The 15730-nt window shown below is 60.9% G+C and carries 13 protein-coding genes and 1 pseudogene; 8 read left to right on the forward strand and 6 right to left on the reverse strand.

Translation table 11 applies throughout. The features are described 5' to 3' along the window. Positions 1 to 104 precede the first annotated feature (104 nt). Positions 105 to 1487 carry a transcriptional regulator PpsR gene (gene ppsR / locus ABMA32_RS05365; RefSeq protein WP_349012683.1) on the forward strand — a complete coding sequence of 461 codons (1383 nt, stop codon included), beginning with the start codon at positions 105 to 107 and terminating at the stop codon, positions 1485 to 1487. Here the strand turns inward: ppsR and ABMA32_RS05370 are convergent. Then, a pseudogene (locus tag ABMA32_RS05370) lies at positions 1484 to 2698 on the reverse strand (Coenzyme F420 hydrogenase/dehydrogenase, beta subunit C-terminal domain). The gene ppsR and the pseudogene ABMA32_RS05370 sit on opposite strands and share 4 nt — an antisense overlap. A 398-nt stretch (positions 2699 to 3096) precedes the next feature. Between ABMA32_RS05370 and ABMA32_RS05375 the strand changes: the two are divergent. Next, positions 3097 to 3558 (forward strand): TspO/MBR family protein, encoded by a 462-nt coding sequence (locus tag ABMA32_RS05375; protein WP_349012684.1) that lies wholly within the window; start codon positions 3097 to 3099, stop codon positions 3556 to 3558. A 5-nt stretch (positions 3559 to 3563) separates the two neighbouring features. Here the strand turns inward: ABMA32_RS05375 and hemC are convergent, their stop codons facing one another. The 4 genes from hemC to ABMA32_RS05395 form a co-directional block, all read right to left on the reverse strand. Further along, positions 3564 to 4529 (reverse strand): hydroxymethylbilane synthase, encoded by a 966-nt coding sequence (gene hemC / locus ABMA32_RS05380; RefSeq protein WP_349013334.1) that lies wholly within the window; start codon positions 4527 to 4529, stop codon positions 3564 to 3566. Between the two features lie 38 nt (positions 4530 to 4567). Continuing rightward, complete coding sequence (dxs, locus tag ABMA32_RS05385; protein ID WP_349012685.1) at positions 4568 to 6508, reverse strand: 1-deoxy-D-xylulose-5-phosphate synthase; 1941 nt, start codon at positions 6506 to 6508, stop codon at positions 4568 to 4570. A 170-nt stretch (positions 6509 to 6678) separates the two neighbouring features. After that, the gene (gene hemE, locus ABMA32_RS05390) at positions 6679 to 7737 is read right to left on the reverse strand and encodes a uroporphyrinogen decarboxylase (RefSeq protein WP_349012686.1); all 1059 of its coding nucleotides are present in this window, start codon (positions 7735 to 7737) and stop codon (positions 6679 to 6681) included. A 54-nt stretch (positions 7738 to 7791) separates the two neighbouring features. After that, positions 7792 to 8193 (reverse strand): c-type cytochrome, encoded by a 402-nt coding sequence (locus ABMA32_RS05395; RefSeq protein ID WP_349012687.1) that lies wholly within the window; start codon positions 8191 to 8193, stop codon positions 7792 to 7794. 218 nt (positions 8194 to 8411) lie between these two features. Between ABMA32_RS05395 and bchI the strand changes: the two genes are divergently transcribed. Genes bchI through ABMA32_RS05425 form a run of 6 tightly spaced genes read left to right on the forward strand, consistent with a single transcriptional unit; the run spans position 8412 to position 14921 of the window. Beyond that, positions 8412 to 9437, forward strand: coding sequence for a magnesium chelatase ATPase subunit I (bchI, locus tag ABMA32_RS05400; RefSeq protein WP_349012688.1), 1026 nt, complete (start codon positions 8412 to 8414; stop codon positions 9435 to 9437). Further along, entirely contained in the window at positions 9434 to 11188 is a 1755-nt protein-coding gene (locus tag ABMA32_RS05405) for a magnesium chelatase subunit D (protein ID WP_349012689.1), read from the forward strand. The genes bchI and ABMA32_RS05405 overlap by 4 nt, the downstream gene beginning before the upstream one ends. 5 nt (positions 11189 to 11193) lie before the next feature. Next, positions 11194 to 12102 (forward strand): alpha/beta fold hydrolase BchO, encoded by a 909-nt coding sequence (gene bchO, locus ABMA32_RS05410; RefSeq protein WP_349012690.1) that lies wholly within the window; start codon positions 11194 to 11196, stop codon positions 12100 to 12102. Between the two features lie 29 nt (positions 12103 to 12131). After that, complete coding sequence (locus tag ABMA32_RS05415) at positions 12132 to 13667, forward strand: phytoene desaturase (RefSeq protein WP_349012691.1); 1536 nt, start codon at positions 12132 to 12134, stop codon at positions 13665 to 13667. Continuing rightward, positions 13645 to 14754, forward strand: coding sequence for a phytoene/squalene synthase family protein (locus tag ABMA32_RS05420; protein ID WP_349012692.1), 1110 nt, complete (start codon positions 13645 to 13647; stop codon positions 14752 to 14754). The genes ABMA32_RS05415 and ABMA32_RS05420 overlap by 23 nt, the downstream gene beginning before the upstream one ends. After that, positions 14751 to 14921: a hypothetical protein gene (locus tag ABMA32_RS05425; protein ID WP_349012693.1), complete on the forward strand. Its 171-nt coding sequence runs from the start codon at positions 14751 to 14753 to the stop codon at positions 14919 to 14921. Before ABMA32_RS05420 ends, ABMA32_RS05425 begins: the two co-directional genes overlap by 4 nt. Here the strand turns inward: ABMA32_RS05425 and ABMA32_RS05430 are convergent. Further along, positions 14896 to 15519, reverse strand: a complete 624-nt coding sequence (locus ABMA32_RS05430; RefSeq protein ID WP_349012694.1) for a hydratase — start codon at positions 15517 to 15519, stop codon at positions 14896 to 14898. The genes ABMA32_RS05425 and ABMA32_RS05430 overlap by 26 nt on opposite strands. Positions 15520 to 15730 lie beyond the last annotated feature (211 nt).

Here is a 15730-nt window from a genome sequence, read left to right on the forward strand (position 1 = left end):
ACAAAACCTGAGGGAACGGACAATTTGTGGTCCCTCTGGCGATAGAGTCGTGTGCGTTGCCCGTCAGGTCGTTTCTGGCTCACCCAGCCTGGATTGCCGATGTAATGACCCTCGATTTCAAGCATCTTGCAAGCGCCGATCCGAAAATGGTCGCAGAACTGGTGTCAGCTGCATCAGACCTGACGCTTGTCCTGGACCGCGAAGGCGTGATCAATGATCTGGCGCACAATCTGGAAGAGCCTATAGGGCTTGAGACGGCTGCCTGGCGCGGAGCGCAAGTAGAGGATGTGGTGCGTGTTTCCAGCCGCCCGACCTTGAAAAACGCTTTGGCTGGGGCGCGGATGGGAAAACGCGGCGGCCGCTTTGATGTTCACCACCTGTTGCAGGGTGGCCATCATCTGCCGGTGCATTATGCAGCATTTGGCCTGGGGGCCGATGGTGGCGTCTTGATGATGGGTAGAGACCTTCGTCCGGTTTCGCAGTTGCAGTCCCGTCTACTGGAGATGCGGCAGTCGCAGGAGCGCGATTTGCAGGGTAGGAAGCAGGCCGAGGCGCACTACAGGATCCTGTTCGACACCTCCGCCGATGCAATAGCGATTGTCGACGCTGGAACTGGAGTGATCAAGGAGGTCAACCCGCGGGCAGCGGACTTCCTCGGCTTGCCAATGGCCAGCGCTTCCGGCCGCAAATTCGTATCCGTTTTCGACAAGGCGAACCGGGCAGACGTGATGTCCATGCTTTCCGGAGCCGTGGCTTCCGGCCTGCCCGTTACTTGTCGATTGGAAGGAAGCTCCCCGGTTTCGCTCTCTGCGGATCTGTACAGGGCCGGCGACCGCAAGCTGATCATGGTGCGGATATCACAGTCCGCAATAAGCGCCGACGATGATGCTTCGGAGACGGGTATGGTTGCGCTCGTGCGGAATGCCTCCGAAGCAATAGTGCTCACTGATTCCGAAGGTCAGGTTCTGTGGGCCAACGAGTCGTTCCTGGCGCTGGCGGACATACCGCTGGCCGCTCATGCGGTGGGGCGGCGGCTCGACGATTTCCTGCAATGGAGTCTTGTCGAACAGGACATGCATCTCCAGAACGTTCGCCGATACGGAAAAGCGTCCCCATTTGCTTCCAAGGTCAAGGGCGCCCGTGGTTTGATGACGGATGTGGCGGTGTCGGCAGTCAATATGGCTGATGGAGCATCGCCTGGCTACGGGTTCGTCATGCACGTACGTCCGCAAGAGAACGCGCACCATGGCGGTGGCAACAGCGATCTGACGCGCGCCGCTGAAAGTCTTGTGGAAATGGTCGGCCGCGTACCGATGAAGAACCTGGTGCGCGACACGACAGACGTGATCGAACGCATGTGCATAGAGTCGGCTCTAAAACTTACGGGACAAAATCGCGCATCGGCGGCCCGCGTTCTCGGGCTAAGCCGCCAAGCTCTCTATTTAAAAATGAACAAGTTTGGCATAGCCGACGACGAACCGCTCTAGCGCCGGCGCTCTTCGTCATTTCGAGGTTCCAGCCCATATTGCTTCACAAGTGCCCAGATATGCCCAGGCACCATATTGGCCAAGCGGCGCGGTCGCTCTCGGCGCAGATGTAAAACCGTCTCGACGGCTTTCATTTCCACCCTGGCGCGCGCGAACTCCAGACCGCGAGGCCCAATCCGCGGCATAAGCCACCCTACGATGGGTCTGAGCCAGTCGGGCATCGACCGCAAAGGCAATCCGCCAGCAGCGCGCTCGACATTCGCTAGGAAACCCCTGACAGCGCCACCGCGTTTGCCAGCGCTGCCCGGCGTGGACAGGTGGACCTCGTCGCCCAGAAGACCAAGTAACTCTTCACCGCGTTCGTTACGCACCAGCAGCCATTGTTCGCCCTGTCCGCCCATGTAGCCGACCGTGATGTCGGCCAGGACATTGGTGTAATCGACGCATGTACGGCAGGTCAGCGGAAAAAAATCCGCTGGAAGCTTGGAGATCGGCAATTACAGAAACGGAATGATGCGCTTGTGGCCATTTGCGAAGCGCAACTCGACGCGGTAGTCGGCTCGGAACTCAAGATACGTGATCGTATCGGGAGCGTCGTCGAGCAGATTCAGGAAATCGCGGAAGCGTTCCGTTGTCGTGTTGTCGGAGCAGGGCGTGCCGATCACATAGATGCGCTCGAAGCCATATTCCTGCTCCAGCGCCCGCAACGCGTGCACCTGACAGGGAATGCCGATCACCGCCAGCCGCCTGAAACCGCGCGCTCGAGCTGGCTCAAGCAGTGCGAGCAGAGGCGCAAAGCCCATGCGCATGCCCCTGCAGGCCGCCATTCCTTCAGCCTTCGTCACGATCACCGGCATTGGCCGCCACTTGTCGCTAGGGTCGGGTGCCATTGTCAGTACTGCGTCGACCGCACCTGTTTCGAGCAGCCGTTCGGCTATGCGGGTGGCAATGCCTGTCCATTGCGCTCCTTGGATTGCAGGCTTGAGCGACGCTTTCACCATCCGTTTAAACGGACCGAAATGCACCTCGTCGACGCGGGTGGGGTCGCGGCTGCGACCATGCACCTGCTTCTCCAGTGCCTGGTAGTCAGGCTTTATGAACTGGCAGGCTCGTCCGCAGGCCTTTGGATCCGAGCTTCTGGAGATTCCGCAATCGGTGCAGAGATCGCGTGCCGCAGCGTTGGCGAAGCGCGGTGCGGAAACGGCATCGATGTTGCGAACTAGCGCGGTCAACCAGCGTTCATCCTGCGGACTGTAGCGGATATCATACACTTTAAAGTGTCAATTACGATAAACAAATTGAGCCGAAGTTCATGATTTTGGAACAGGCTACGGTTGTCTCTAGCAAGCCACCCGATATCGCGATTGCACTGGAGGATGCTTTCTTGCGTCGGGATTTCCGTCGACGGGTGGATTGGCCTTGGCCATTACGTTGTCGGACCTTCAGGTCCATGACTCTTTGGTGTCGTTGCCAACAGCATAGGCTTCGTCGGCGTGACAACTGTGACTTCGTTGCTCTGCGCACGTGACATGGACCCGAAATTGCCTAATTAAATAACAAGAAACTTTGCAGGGGTGCCCGACCCCGCTCTTGTCAGGAACCGCCACCCATGTCCTTCGACTGGTCGCTCGCAGTGTTTGTCGCCCTTGTTGTGGTAGCTGCCTCGAGTGGCGTCTTCTTCAAACCTGGCGAATGGTACAGCGGCTTGCGCAAACCTTCCTGGACTCCTCCGAACTGGGTATTCGGCCCTGTCTGGATGGTGTTGTACATCATGATTGCCGTTGCCGGTTGGCTGGTGTGGCGCGCTGACCCTACCAGCATCGCGATCTGGTTCTGGGGCACGCAGCTTCTTGTCAATGCCACTTGGTCGGGGCTCTTCTTCGGCATGCGCCGCATGGATCTCGCAATGTACGACATCGCGCTTCTTTGGGTCATGGTTGCAGGCTTCATCGTCAGCGCGTCTGCCGTCTCGACGACTGCGGCCCTGCTTTTTGCGCCTTATTTGCTCTGGGTGACTATCGCAGCAGCGCTCAACCTCGCGGTGCTCAGATTGAACAGGGAAGCTGCCTGAGCAACTTAGGCTGTGAGCTCAAGCACGCGACTAAACCCGCGATGCGTTTCCCACGACTGGAAGAAGTCTGGACCGGCTTTGCCGCGTACTTCTTCGCCCGCCGCGCGGCCAATTGCTGCGGCATCGGAAACGGGGCCGTCACTCTCCACTTCGTGCGAGTTCCTGCCGTCAGGCGTGAGGATCATGCCGCTGAAGACAAGCCTGCCCGCCTCGATGCGCGCGTACCCGGCAAGAGGTGTGCGGCAAGAGCCGTCGAGCGCGGCAAGAAATGCGCGCTCGCAGGCCAGTGCCTGTCCGGTTGGTTTGTCATGGATGGCTGCCAGGAGCGACCGCACACGCTCGTCTCCGCTTCTGCTTTCAACGCATATCGCGCCTTGGCCTGGCGCGGGGGGAAACTGATCGATCGGTATAGGGTCCGTGGCGACGTGCGCCATTCCAAGTCGCGTTAATCCTGCCAGTGCGAGAATTGTGCCGTCAGCTACACCTTCTTCTACCTTGCGTAATCGAGTGAGCACATTGCCGCGGAACATGACGACCGACAGGTCGGGCCGCATGCGCCGTATCAGTGCCTGCCGCCGCAGCGACGAGGAACCGATAACTGCGCCGCGGGGAATGTCGCTGATTGTTGGTGCAGAGCGCCCGACGAATGCGTCGCGTGGGTCCTCGCGCGGCAGAAACGCGCAAAGCTCCAACCCACGCGGCAGTTCGGTCGGCATGTCCTTGGAAGAATGCACTGCGATATCGATCCGCCCGTCGAGCAAGGCTTCCTCGATTTCTTTCGTGAACAGGCCTTTCCCTCCCGCCTCCGACAAAGGCCTGTCCTGAATGCGGTCGCCCATGACGGAGATGACCTCGATGGCGAATGCATCCTCCGGCAATTTATGGGCAGCCATCAGCCGCGTTCGCGTTTCCGTTGCCTGGGCCAAAGCAAGCGGACTGCCACGCGTCCCGATCCGGAGCGTCGTCATCAGCGTTGTCCCACTGCGGATATCATGATCAAGCCTGACATTCAGGCGGTAGCGGCGATAGCGATCGTTCGCGCAGCCACGCTTTCCGACTTGACGCCGAGTGCCGACATTGCCGTCCCAACGATATCGGCCGCATTCAAGCCGGCAGTATCATACATGGCGCGCGGCGTATCATGGTCGATGAACTCATCCGGCAATGTCATAGTGCGAATACACAGACCGCGGTCGAGCGTGCCCGAGGTGGCGAGGAAATGGAGCACGTGAGCGCCAAAGCCGCCCGTGGCGCCTTCCTCGATGGTTATGACAACCTGATGATGGCGAGCGAGTTGCTTGATAAGAGCATGATCCAGTGGCCTGGAGAACCGTGCGTCCGCAACCGTCGTGGAGAGCCCTTTAGTCTCGAGGGTCGAGGCTGCCTTGAAGCACTCACCCAGCCGTCCTCCAAAAGACAGAAGTGCGACTTTTGACCCTTCCCGCAATATGCGACCTTTTCCAATCTCGAGCGGGACGGGCTGTACTGGCAGGGCGGCTCCAGAGCCTTCCCCACGTGGGTACCTGAAGGCGCTTGGGGCGTCATCTATGGCGGTAGCCGTGGCGACCATTTGCGTGAGTTCGGCCTCGTCGGCGGCGGCCATCACGACGAATCCCGGCAGGTTACTGAGATAGGCGACGTCGAAGGCGCCGGCATGAGTGGCACCGTCATCGCCGACCAGTCCTGCGCGGTCGATGGCGAAGCGCACCGGCAGTTTCTGGAGGGCGACATCGTGCACGATCTGGTCGTAGCCACGCTGGAGGAAGGTGGAATATATGGCGCAGAAAGGGCGCATTCCCGCAGCGGCCAGGCCCGCCGCAAACGTCACGCCATGCTGTTCTGCGATACCGACATCGAAGCATCGTGTCGGAAACCGCTTCTGGAACTTATCGAGACCGGTACCGGAGGCCATCGCAGCGGTCACCGCCACGATTTTGTCGTCTGCTTCGGCTTGCCGGATCAGGCTGTCGGCGAAAACGGCGGTGTAGGTTGGCGCCTTTGGCGTTGCCTTTTGCTGCTGCCCGGTCACAACGTCGAAGCGGGCGACGCCGTGATACTTGTCGGCGGCGTTTTCGGCGGGCGCATAACCCTTGCCCTTCTCGGTCAGCGCGTGGATTAGGACGGGCCCGTCTGCCCGCTCACGAATCGTTCGTAGAACGCGCACCAACTGGTTCACGTCGTGGCCGTCAATCGGGCCGACATAGGAAAATCCAAGATCCTCGAACAGTGATCCGCTGCCTGAAACCATATCCTTGAGCAGTCCGCGAGCGCGCTCGGCACCCTGGCGAAGCGGCGCCGGAAGAAGGGAGACCGCACCCTTGGCTAAAGCCTTGAAGTCCTGCAGAGGCCGTTTCGTGTAGAGGTTGATCAGATGCCTCGACATTGCTCCCACAGGAGGCGAGATGGACATATCGTTGTCGTTGAGAATCACGATCAACCTGTTGCCCAGATGGCCGGCGTTGTTCATCGCCTCATAAGCCATGCCTGCGGATAGTGCGCCGTCCCCTATAACGCACACTACATCACCCGTCTCACCCTTGAGATCCCGCGCTACAGCAAATCCCAAGCCGGCCGAAATCGACGTCGATGAATGCGCCGCGCCAAACGGGTCGTATTCGCTCTCCGAACGCTTCGTGAATCCGGAAAGGCCGCCCCCCTGCCGCAATGTGCGTATCCGGTCGCGCCTGCCCGTGAGGATTTTATGAGGATAGCTCTGGTGTCCGACGTCGAAGATGACCGTGTCGAGGGGAGCGTCGAAGACCGCGTGGATCGCTACGGTCAGTTCCACGACGCCGAGACTGGCGCCCAGATGGCCTCCGGTAAGCGACACTGCGGAAATAGTTTCCTGGCGCAGTTCGCCGGCGAGGCGACCCAGTTCCTCTGCCGATAGGCCTTTCATGTCGGATGGAGAAGATATCCTGTCCAGGACACTCGGGTGCGACTGTTTCATGACGCGTCTCCTGTGTCAGCAGGAACTGTGCGCGTTACCAATATCTGCGCTGTTCCTCGCCCCTACCCAATCTCCCAGCGCGAACGCTCGTAGATGTGTAAAAATAACTTTACACACTAAAGTGTCAATGTCGATTGAATTGTTGGTGAAGCCGGAGTGCTATTAGCGGGCTAATTCCCACGCCATCTGCGAACCCGTTCGATCATCCGTTCGACATGAGAAATCGGAGTCTCCGGCGTGATGCCATGACCTAGATTGAAAACAAGAGGTCCGCCGGTGAGTTGCTCCAAGATTGCATCGACGCCCTGGTCCAATGCCTGTCCTCCCGCGACAAGGCGCATCGGATCCAGATTCCCCTGAACTGCGCCGCCAGCCTGAAGATGTTTTGCCTGCGATAGCGGCACGGTCCAGTCGAGCCCAAGCGCGTCGACCGCAGTTTTCTGTCTGAAGCTGCCATAGAGCGAACCGGCCCCCTTCGGGAACCCGATGATTGGCACGTTCGGGTGAACGGCCTTCACTATCTTTACCATCCGTGCGACGGGAGCCACGCACAATGCCTCGAAGGAAGATTCGTCGAGAACGCCCGACCACGAATCGAATATCTGGACGGCGTCCGCGCCCGCAGAAATCTGCCTGATCAGATATTCGGCCGACTGGTCGGCAAGTTTTGCGAGCAGACGCGACATGGCGTCCGCATGTCGATACGCGAACAAGCGGCCAGGCGCCTGGTCGGGAGTGCCGTGACCGGCGATCATATAGGTCGCAACTGTCCAGGGAGCGCCGCAGAACCCGATGAGTGCGGTTGTCGGCGGCAACTCACGCCGCAACCGGCCAACCGTCTCGTATACTGGCGCCAAGTGGTCATGGAATCCGTCGCCATCAATCGCATCGACTTCTGACGCGTCGATGGGAGTCATCAGCGGGCCTCTGCCTTCTTCGAAGCGCAGGTCGCGGCCGAGTGCGTGGGGAACGACCAGAATATCGGAGAACAGGATGGAGGCATCGAAGCCGAATCGACGGATCGGCTGCATCGTTACCTCGAACGCGAGGTCGGGATTATAGCAGAGATCGAGAAAGCTGCCGGCTTCCTTGCGTGTCTGCCTGTACTCCGGCAGATAGCGGCCCGCCTGCCGCATCATCCAGATCGGAGGCGGGACCAAGGTCTTGCCCGCAAGCACCTCAATGAATGGGCGGGCAGGCCGCCGTGCGGCTGCGGATTGCGTTTCCATGTTTCCAGGCGATCCTGCGTGTTGCGGCAAGGCGCCTTCCATGGAATGCCTTGCCTATTGAGCTGTGGAGAAGGTCTTTATGTAGGCGAGAACATCCGCCCTATCTTGTTCCTTGGGCAGGCCAGGGAATGCCATCTTGTTTCCCGGAATCTTCTTCTTGGGGTCGGTTATGTATTCAAGGATTTGATCGTCGGTCCAGACCTGACCTGCCGCGCCCGCGGCGATCATCGCCTTTGAATAGCCCGCATTGCCCTTGGCCAGGAAATCAGCCTGAGTTCCGGCGGTACGTCCTATGACGTTGTTCAAATTTGGACCTATCGGCTTCTTCGTCTCGCCTATGCCATGGCATACGCCGCACTTGGCAAACACCTTCTTTCCCGCATCGACGTTACCGTCGAGGGCTGCCGCAGGAGTCGCCAACACAGCGAACACACCGCCAAGCTTCACAAGGTCCATTAAACGAGCCATGCAACTCCTCCATAAGTAGGCCGCTCAGTGTATCTTGGAGAGTAGTCCGCGCCGCAGATGTGTCAAGGATGATAGCGTAAAACATAATGGACACTTTGTGTGCCGACCAATCGCGTTATGAAAAATCTTAGCGACCTTCCCCGCAAGTGGACTGGGTTTGTGATGGCAGGATTGACACGACATAGTGTCAAGCGTCACATACCGCCATGGCTGTGAACTACCCATTTTCAGCAATCGTTGGTCAAGATGAGATGAAGCAGGCGCTGCTTCTAGCAGCTGTGGACCCGTCTATTGGCGGCATTCTGATTTTTGGTGATAGGGGTACCGGAAAATCGACCGCCGTGAGAGGGTTGGCAGGGCTCCTTCCGGCGATGCAGGTTGCCGGAGACTGCCGCTACAATTGCGAACCGGGCGATGCCAGCCGCTATTGCACCCGTTGCCGGGGCCAGATGTCTGCGGGCACGCTGAAACCCCGACAGACGCGGGTGCCGGTCATCGACCTGCCGCTCGGTGCGACTGAAGATCGTGTCGCCGGCGCGCTGGATCTCGAAAAAGCTCTGGTCGCCGGGGAAAAAGCCTTTGAGCCAGGGCTGCTGGCAGGTGCGCATCGCGGCTTTCTGTACATCGACGAGGTTAACCTGCTGGAGGATCATCTCGTCGATCTGCTGCTCGATGTTGCCGCCTCCGGCGTCAATATCGTCGAACGTGAAGGCCTCAGCGTGCGCCATCCGGCTCGCTTTGTGCTGGTCGGCAGCGGCAACCCCGAAGAGGGCGAGTTGCGGCCGCAATTGCTGGACCGTTTTGGCCTGTCCATCGACGTGGCATCCCCGAACGATGTGCCGTCCCGCGTTGAGGTGGTGAAGCGGCGCGACGCGTTCGATCGTGATCCGGTAGCGTTCGTTGCCAAGTGGAAGCGCAAGAATGCCGAGCTCAGGTCCAAGGTTGTCAAAGGTCGCGCCCTACTCGATTCGATGGAGACGCCGGACGAGATCTTGGAGTTTGCATCGATGCTCTGTCTCGCACTCGGGGTCGATGGACTGCGTGGCGAACTGACTTTGCTGCGTGCTGCGCGCGCGCTGGCCGCGCTTGAGGGCGGCCCCGGTCCGACAATTTCTCATATGCGCGCCGTTGCGGTCCCGGCATTACGACATCGGCTGCGGCGCGATCCTCTCGACGAATCCGATTCGGGCAAGCGCGTCGAGCGCGCGTTGGCCGAAATGGTTGCGCCTTGACCAGCCCGGCAGCCGCTCTCCCATCTCTTTGGGACGACGCGCTGCTGGCCGCCGCCTTGATTACGATCGATCCGAAGGGGCTAGCCGGCGTGCATGTCCGCTCCCGCTCGGGACCTGTCCGCGATCGCTGGCTCGAAATTTTGATCGGGCTCGTCGAACCCGAGGCGCCGATCAGGCGGATCTCAGCCGGCATTCCCGACATAAGATTGACGGGAGGACTGGATATTGGCCTCACGCTCGACGGCGGGCGTCCTGTAGTCGAGCGCGGTGCGCTCGCAAGCGCCGATGGCGGCATGGTCGTTCTCGGCATGGCGGAAAGGATGGACATCTCTGCCGCCGCCGTAATCGGCATGGCGCTCGACAATCGCTCGGTGAGGCTTGAGCGAGATGGAATTTCAACAAGCCACCAGGCGCGCTTTGCGCTGATTGCGCTTGACGAGGGCATCGACGACGAGGGCCTGCCTACGCCGCTTGCCGACCGCCTCGGCTTGCGCATCGACCTCAACGCCGTGGCGTTGCGCGACATGTTGGGTACGGTATCGTCTTCGAATGTCGAGCAGGCGCGCAAGGTTTTGCCAACCGTCGTCATGCGCGATGAGTTGGTGAATGCGATGTGTTCGGTCAGCATATCGGTCGGCATCCGTTCAATACGCGCCGCCCTGCATCTTTCAAACGCTGCGCGCGCCGCAGCCGCCTTGCGCGGTAGCGAAACGGTCGATGCCGAGGATGCCGCAACGGCGTTGCGGCTTGTTCTCGGCCTGCGGGCCGGCCCGCCGGAGCAGGCTGCTGAGCCAGAGCCCGAGACCGAGAGTGAAGCCGATCGATCGCAGCCAGCGGAAGAGCAAGGCTCGCAACAGGAATACAATCAGACGGATGCCCTTCAGGACATTCTGGTCGCAGCCAAGGATGCAGTCCTTCCCAAACACCTGATGGCCGGGCTGCAGTCGGGAACGCCTGTAAATCGCATACGCGGCGATGCGGGCAAGGCAGGCGCGGTCCGCAACAAGGCGCGGCGCGGACGCGCGATCGGAACCAGCGACAAGCCGCCGGTTCCCGGTGCCCGGCTCGATGTACTTGCGACACTGCGCCAGGCGGCGCCATGGCAACGCATCCGCGCTGCATCGGCTCAGTGCGCGCGGCGCCTTCACATCCGCAAAAGCGATTTCCGCTACCTGCGTTTCCGCGAAAAGACCGGGACCACCGTGATCTTCGCGGTCGACGCCTCTGGCTCGGCTGCGCTGGAGCGCCTCGCCGAAAGCAAGGGTGCCGTCGAACTCCTGCTTGCCGAGTGCTACGTCCGCCGCGACCAGGTCGCGCTGATCGCTTTTCGGGGCAGGGGCAGCGAGGTGCTGCTCGCCCCCACGCGCTCGTTAGTCCGGGCCAAGCGCAGCCTGTCGGCGCTTCCGGGCGGTGGCGGCACTCCGCTTGCCAGCGGCATCCTTACAGCGCTCGCCATGGCGACCGGCCTGACGCAGAAGGGCCAGAGCGTGATCACGGTGTTTCTAACGGACGGACGCGGCAATATAGCCATTGATGGCGGCACGGCGAAGGAATCGGTTGCGGCCGATACCGAAAAAGCCACACGGATGTTTCGAGCTGCCGGCGCGCGCGCCATCGTCATCGACACAGCCAAACGCCCTCAGCCGCGGGTCGAAACGCTGGCGCGCGACCTCGGAGCGGAACATCTCGTCCTGCCGCGTGCCGAACCAAAGAACCTTGCGCGCGAAATCGGCATGCGCATGGAGAACTGACGGTCATGGCCTTCAGCGCTCAGAGGCCCGAATGGTCCGTCGAGGGGCGCGATTGGCCGAACCGCGAATTCAGCCGCTTCGTTTCCGCCGGTGGCATATCCTGGCACGTCCAGGAAATGGGCGACGGTCCAAGGTTGTTGTTGTTGCACGGCACCGGCGCCGCCACCCATTCCTTCAGAGACCTGGCGCCCAACCTGGCGAAGCACTTCGATCTTCTTGCGCCCGACCTCCCGGGGCACGGCTTCACGGACATGCCGCCAAGCAGCGGCCTGTCGCTCGCAGGCATGGGGCGACTGGTTGGGATCTTGCTTGCCAAGAGAGGGTTCGAACCAGATATAGCCGTCGGTCATTCCGCAGGCGCCGCAATCCTGGTCGAGATGGCGCTTTCCGGAACGATCCGCCCGAAGGTCATCATCGCCGTAAACGGTGCGCTGTTGCCCATTAGGGGAGCATCGCTGTTTTCGCCGCTAGCGAAGCTGCTTTTCCTCAATCCGCTGGCCCCGAAGGTCTTCGCCTGGCGCGCGCTCAGCCATGACGCGACGCGCCGGCTACTTGAAGGCACCGGGTCAGCGATTGACGCACGCGGCATCGAACTCTACCAGCGACTGTTTCGCAAACCCGGGCATGTCGCCGGCACGCTCGGTATGATGGCGAACTGGGACCTCGACGGGCTACAGCGCAGGATCTCGCGCCTCTCGGTCCCACTCGTTCTTGTCTCGGCCGCAAACGACAAGGCGGTTTCACCGCAAGATGCGGCAATCGTTGCTGCGCGCGTGCCCGTCGCTCGCACGATGCCGCTCGCTGAGGGCGGCCACCTCGTCCAGGAGGAGAACCCCGAGCAAGTGTCGGACCTTGTTGTCGCCGTGGCGCGTGAAGCGGGTGCTCCGGCGCGGGTCGAAACTGAACGTTTGTAAAATTCCATTTACCGCAATACTGTCACTGAATGTTGACGGTTCTGAATCGCAAGCCGCATCCGGGCGTCACCCTTACTGACAGGCCGCACGCCGTGGTGATTGGCAGCGGTTTCGGCGGTCTTGCTGCCGCGATACGGCTCGGTGCGCGCGGCTACCGCGTCACGGTGCTGGAACGGCTAGGCTATCCAGGCGGCCGCGCAGGCGTGCTCAAGCAAGACGGCTTCACCTTCGACCGCGGCCCGACCATCGTCACCGCGCCTTTCCTGTTCGACGAACTGTGGCAGCTCTGCGGGAAGCGCCGCGCGGACCATGTCGATCTGCGTCCCATGAACCCATTCTACCGCATCCGGTTCGACGATGGCGACGAGATCGCCTGCTCGTCAGACGATGAAGCGATGCGGCGCGAAGTCCTGCGCGTTTCTCCGAGCGATCTCCCCGGATACGAACGCTTTCTGGTCAAGGCGCGCGAAATCTGTCGGATCGGGTTCGAGCAACTCGGCGACCAGCCGTTCGACTCGCTGCTCGATATGCTGAGGATAGCGCCCGATCTTCTGAGGCTTGAAGGCTATCGCAGTGTCCACGGGTTAGTATCGCGCTTCGTCAAGAACCCCAAGCTGCGGGTCATGCTCAGTTTCCATCCCCTGCTGATCGGCGGCAATCCGTTCCGCGCTCCCGCGATCTACTGCCTCATCCCGGATCTGGAACGCCGGTGGGGGGTTCACTATCCGATGGGCGGCGTCGGCAAGCTCGTCGACGGTCTTGTCGATCTTGTAGAGGGGCAGGGCGGCATGGTGCGTTACAACTCAAATGTCGCGGGTATAATCGTGAACAACGGTTGCACCAGCGGCGTGGAACTCGATGACGGGAGCATCATTCCCGCTGCGGTCGTCGTGTCCAACGCCGATGCCGCGTTCACGTATGACAAGCTTGTCGACCGCAAGGAGAAGACCCGATGGGGCCCTGGCCGCATCAGGCGTGCGCGTTACTCGATGGGGCTGTTCGTCTGGTACTTTGGGACTCGAAAGCGGTACGACACGGTCGGCCACCACACGATCCTGCTAGGTCCGCGTTATCGCGAACTCCTGCATGACATTTTCGAGCGCAAGCGACTGAGCGAAGATTTCTCGATCTACTTGCATCGGCCTTCAGCCACCGATCCGGGTGTCGCACCGCCGGGTTGCGACGCCTTCTACGCACTGTGTCCCGTGCCCAACCTCGACGGTGACGTTGATTGGCAGAACGAAGGCGAGAAGCGTAGGCGGGCCGTGATACGCCGGCTTTCAGAAACGGTCATGCCGGGCCTCGAAAATGAGATTGTCACCTCTCGCTTCATCACCCCGCTGCATTTCCGCGATGAGCTTCAATCCGAGAAGGGCGCAGGCTTCAGCTTCGAGCCAGTGCTGACGCAAAGCGCATGGTTCAGGCCGCACAACCGCAGCGAGACCATCAAGGGCCTGTATTTGGTGGGCGCAGGTACCCATCCCGGCGCCGGCCTGCCCGGCGTTCTCTCTTCGGCGAAAATCCTCGACAGGGTGATTCCGCATGCCTCAGCACTCCCATCCTGAAGAGTTCTCGACCCCCGCCAATTGTGCCGCGTGCCGGCATTCGATAAGGCAAGGCTCGCAATCCTTCTACCTCGCTTCCCTGCTGCTACCGGTGGCAATCCGCGAACCGGCTTATGCGGTCTATGCTTTTTGCCGGACCGCCGATGATCTGATCGATCGCGACGAGGGCGGGTCGGTGGCAATCGGCGAGCTTACACGGATGCTTGATCGCATCTACGCCGGCCGGCCAAACGAGAGCTTCGTGGAGCGCGGTTTTGCCGATGTGGTGTCGCGCTTTGGGCTACCGCGCGCGTTGCCTGACGCGCTGATCGAAGGCCTCTCCTGGGACGCATCGGGCAGACGCTATGCCTCGCTCGATGAACTGACGGCCTATGCGGTTCGCGTCGCCGGTACGGTTGGCCTGATGATGACGCTGGTTATGGGTCGGCGCGAGCCTCATGTTCTTGCCCGCGCATGCGACCTCGGCGTCGCCATGCAACTGACCAATATATGCCGGGACGTTGGTGAGGATGCAGCAAACGGGCGCATCTACCTGCCTCTCGACTGGTTTGATGGCTCCGAAATCGACACTGCAACGTGGGTTGCCGCCCCATCCTACTCAACGGAAATCCAATCCTTCGTCTTGCGGTTGCTCCAGGAAGCTGAAGTGCTCTATGCACGATCACGATCTGGAATCGCAGAACTGCCTTCGGGCTGCAGGCTTGGGATAGACGCGGCGCGGCTTCTCTATCGCGAAATCGGGCAGGAGGTGCTTCGCGGCGTTGATCCGGTCACCACGCGCGCCGTCACGTCGAGAAATCAGAAGCTGCGCATCCTGTCGGAGGTACTTACTACCCGGTTGTCCGTTCGCGATGACCTACTGGAGCCATGCGTGCCGCAGGCCGCACACCTGATCGAAGCAGTCGCAGGCGCGCCGCAGCCGGTGGCGAGAAGGCCTGTTCCCGAGTGGTGGAATCTCAAGGCGCGCTCCGTGCACATGATAGATCTCCTGAACGGTTTCGCCGCGCGCGATGCCGGAACCGCATCCATGCGTGGCTCTACCCGAGCGTTCGCGTCTTCGGATTCGTATCCTGGGTCAGAGCCATGAGTTCCGGTGTCATCATCCTGCTGGAGATATCGCTTGTGCTGGGACTGGCGCTTGTCTTCGGCGTGCGGGAAATAATCAACCTGCGCAGGTTCGACCGCGAGCGAGCGGCAAGGAACAGGGCCGAGGACGAAGCCCGGAAGGTCAGCCCGCCCGGCGCGGCATCTTGAAGGGCAGCAACATCTGCACCCAGCGGGCGGCAAAGCGGTCCAGATCGACACTTTCGTTGACTGCGCTGCAGGATGCTCCGTCTCGGTCGAAAGCAAGCACTGAGCGACTGTAGAACGGCGTGTCCTCCAGTGTGCGCAACAACCGCGAGGGCTTTTCCGCCCTGGCGCGCGTGCTGCGCGAAACGAGCCAGCCGGTTCGCGGAAGCGCCTGGGGCGGGTCCGGATCGAGATGTCGTATCGATCCGTCCGGGCTGTAGTCGAGCGCCAGGCCGCGTCGTGTGCCATCGCGCTCCTGGACGTCGTATATAATACGAGTAGAGTCGCCGGCGTCCTCTCGTGACCATGTCCAGTTGCGGAATCCTGCCTCCAAAGGCTCAGTCCCGGCGTTCATGTCGACATAGGCCCGTCCACACCACGACAGGTCGGGCTTCTCAAACCGCACAGTCGCCAGAGCACATGGTGCAATCGGCCTCCAGCTATGGCGTCCACGGGAATCGAGACTGTGGACCGCGTCGAACAGCGGCCCAAGGTCGATTGTGATCGTTCCCCGCATCCGCGCCGGCACAGGGACGCTCCATTCCTCAATGTCGATGGTCAATTGGCTTCCCGACCAAACAAGGCGGCTCGGCCCGATCGCAATATGCGTACCTGAACGATCGATCTGCGATCGGCCGCGTTCCGTCATCGCCCAGCGCTTGCCGCGCGGCATGTAAAGGATCGCATTGATGCTGACGTGGTTGAAAGGGTCCGCCGGCCCGCGCCGCCGCGCTCGCGCATAATATGGAGAAAACACGCTGCCGATGAAGGCG

This window comes from Mesorhizobium quangtriensis (assembly GCF_040081925.1).
Taxonomy (GTDB): domain Bacteria; phylum Pseudomonadota; class Alphaproteobacteria; order Rhizobiales; family Rhizobiaceae; genus Mesorhizobium_K; species Mesorhizobium_K quangtriensis.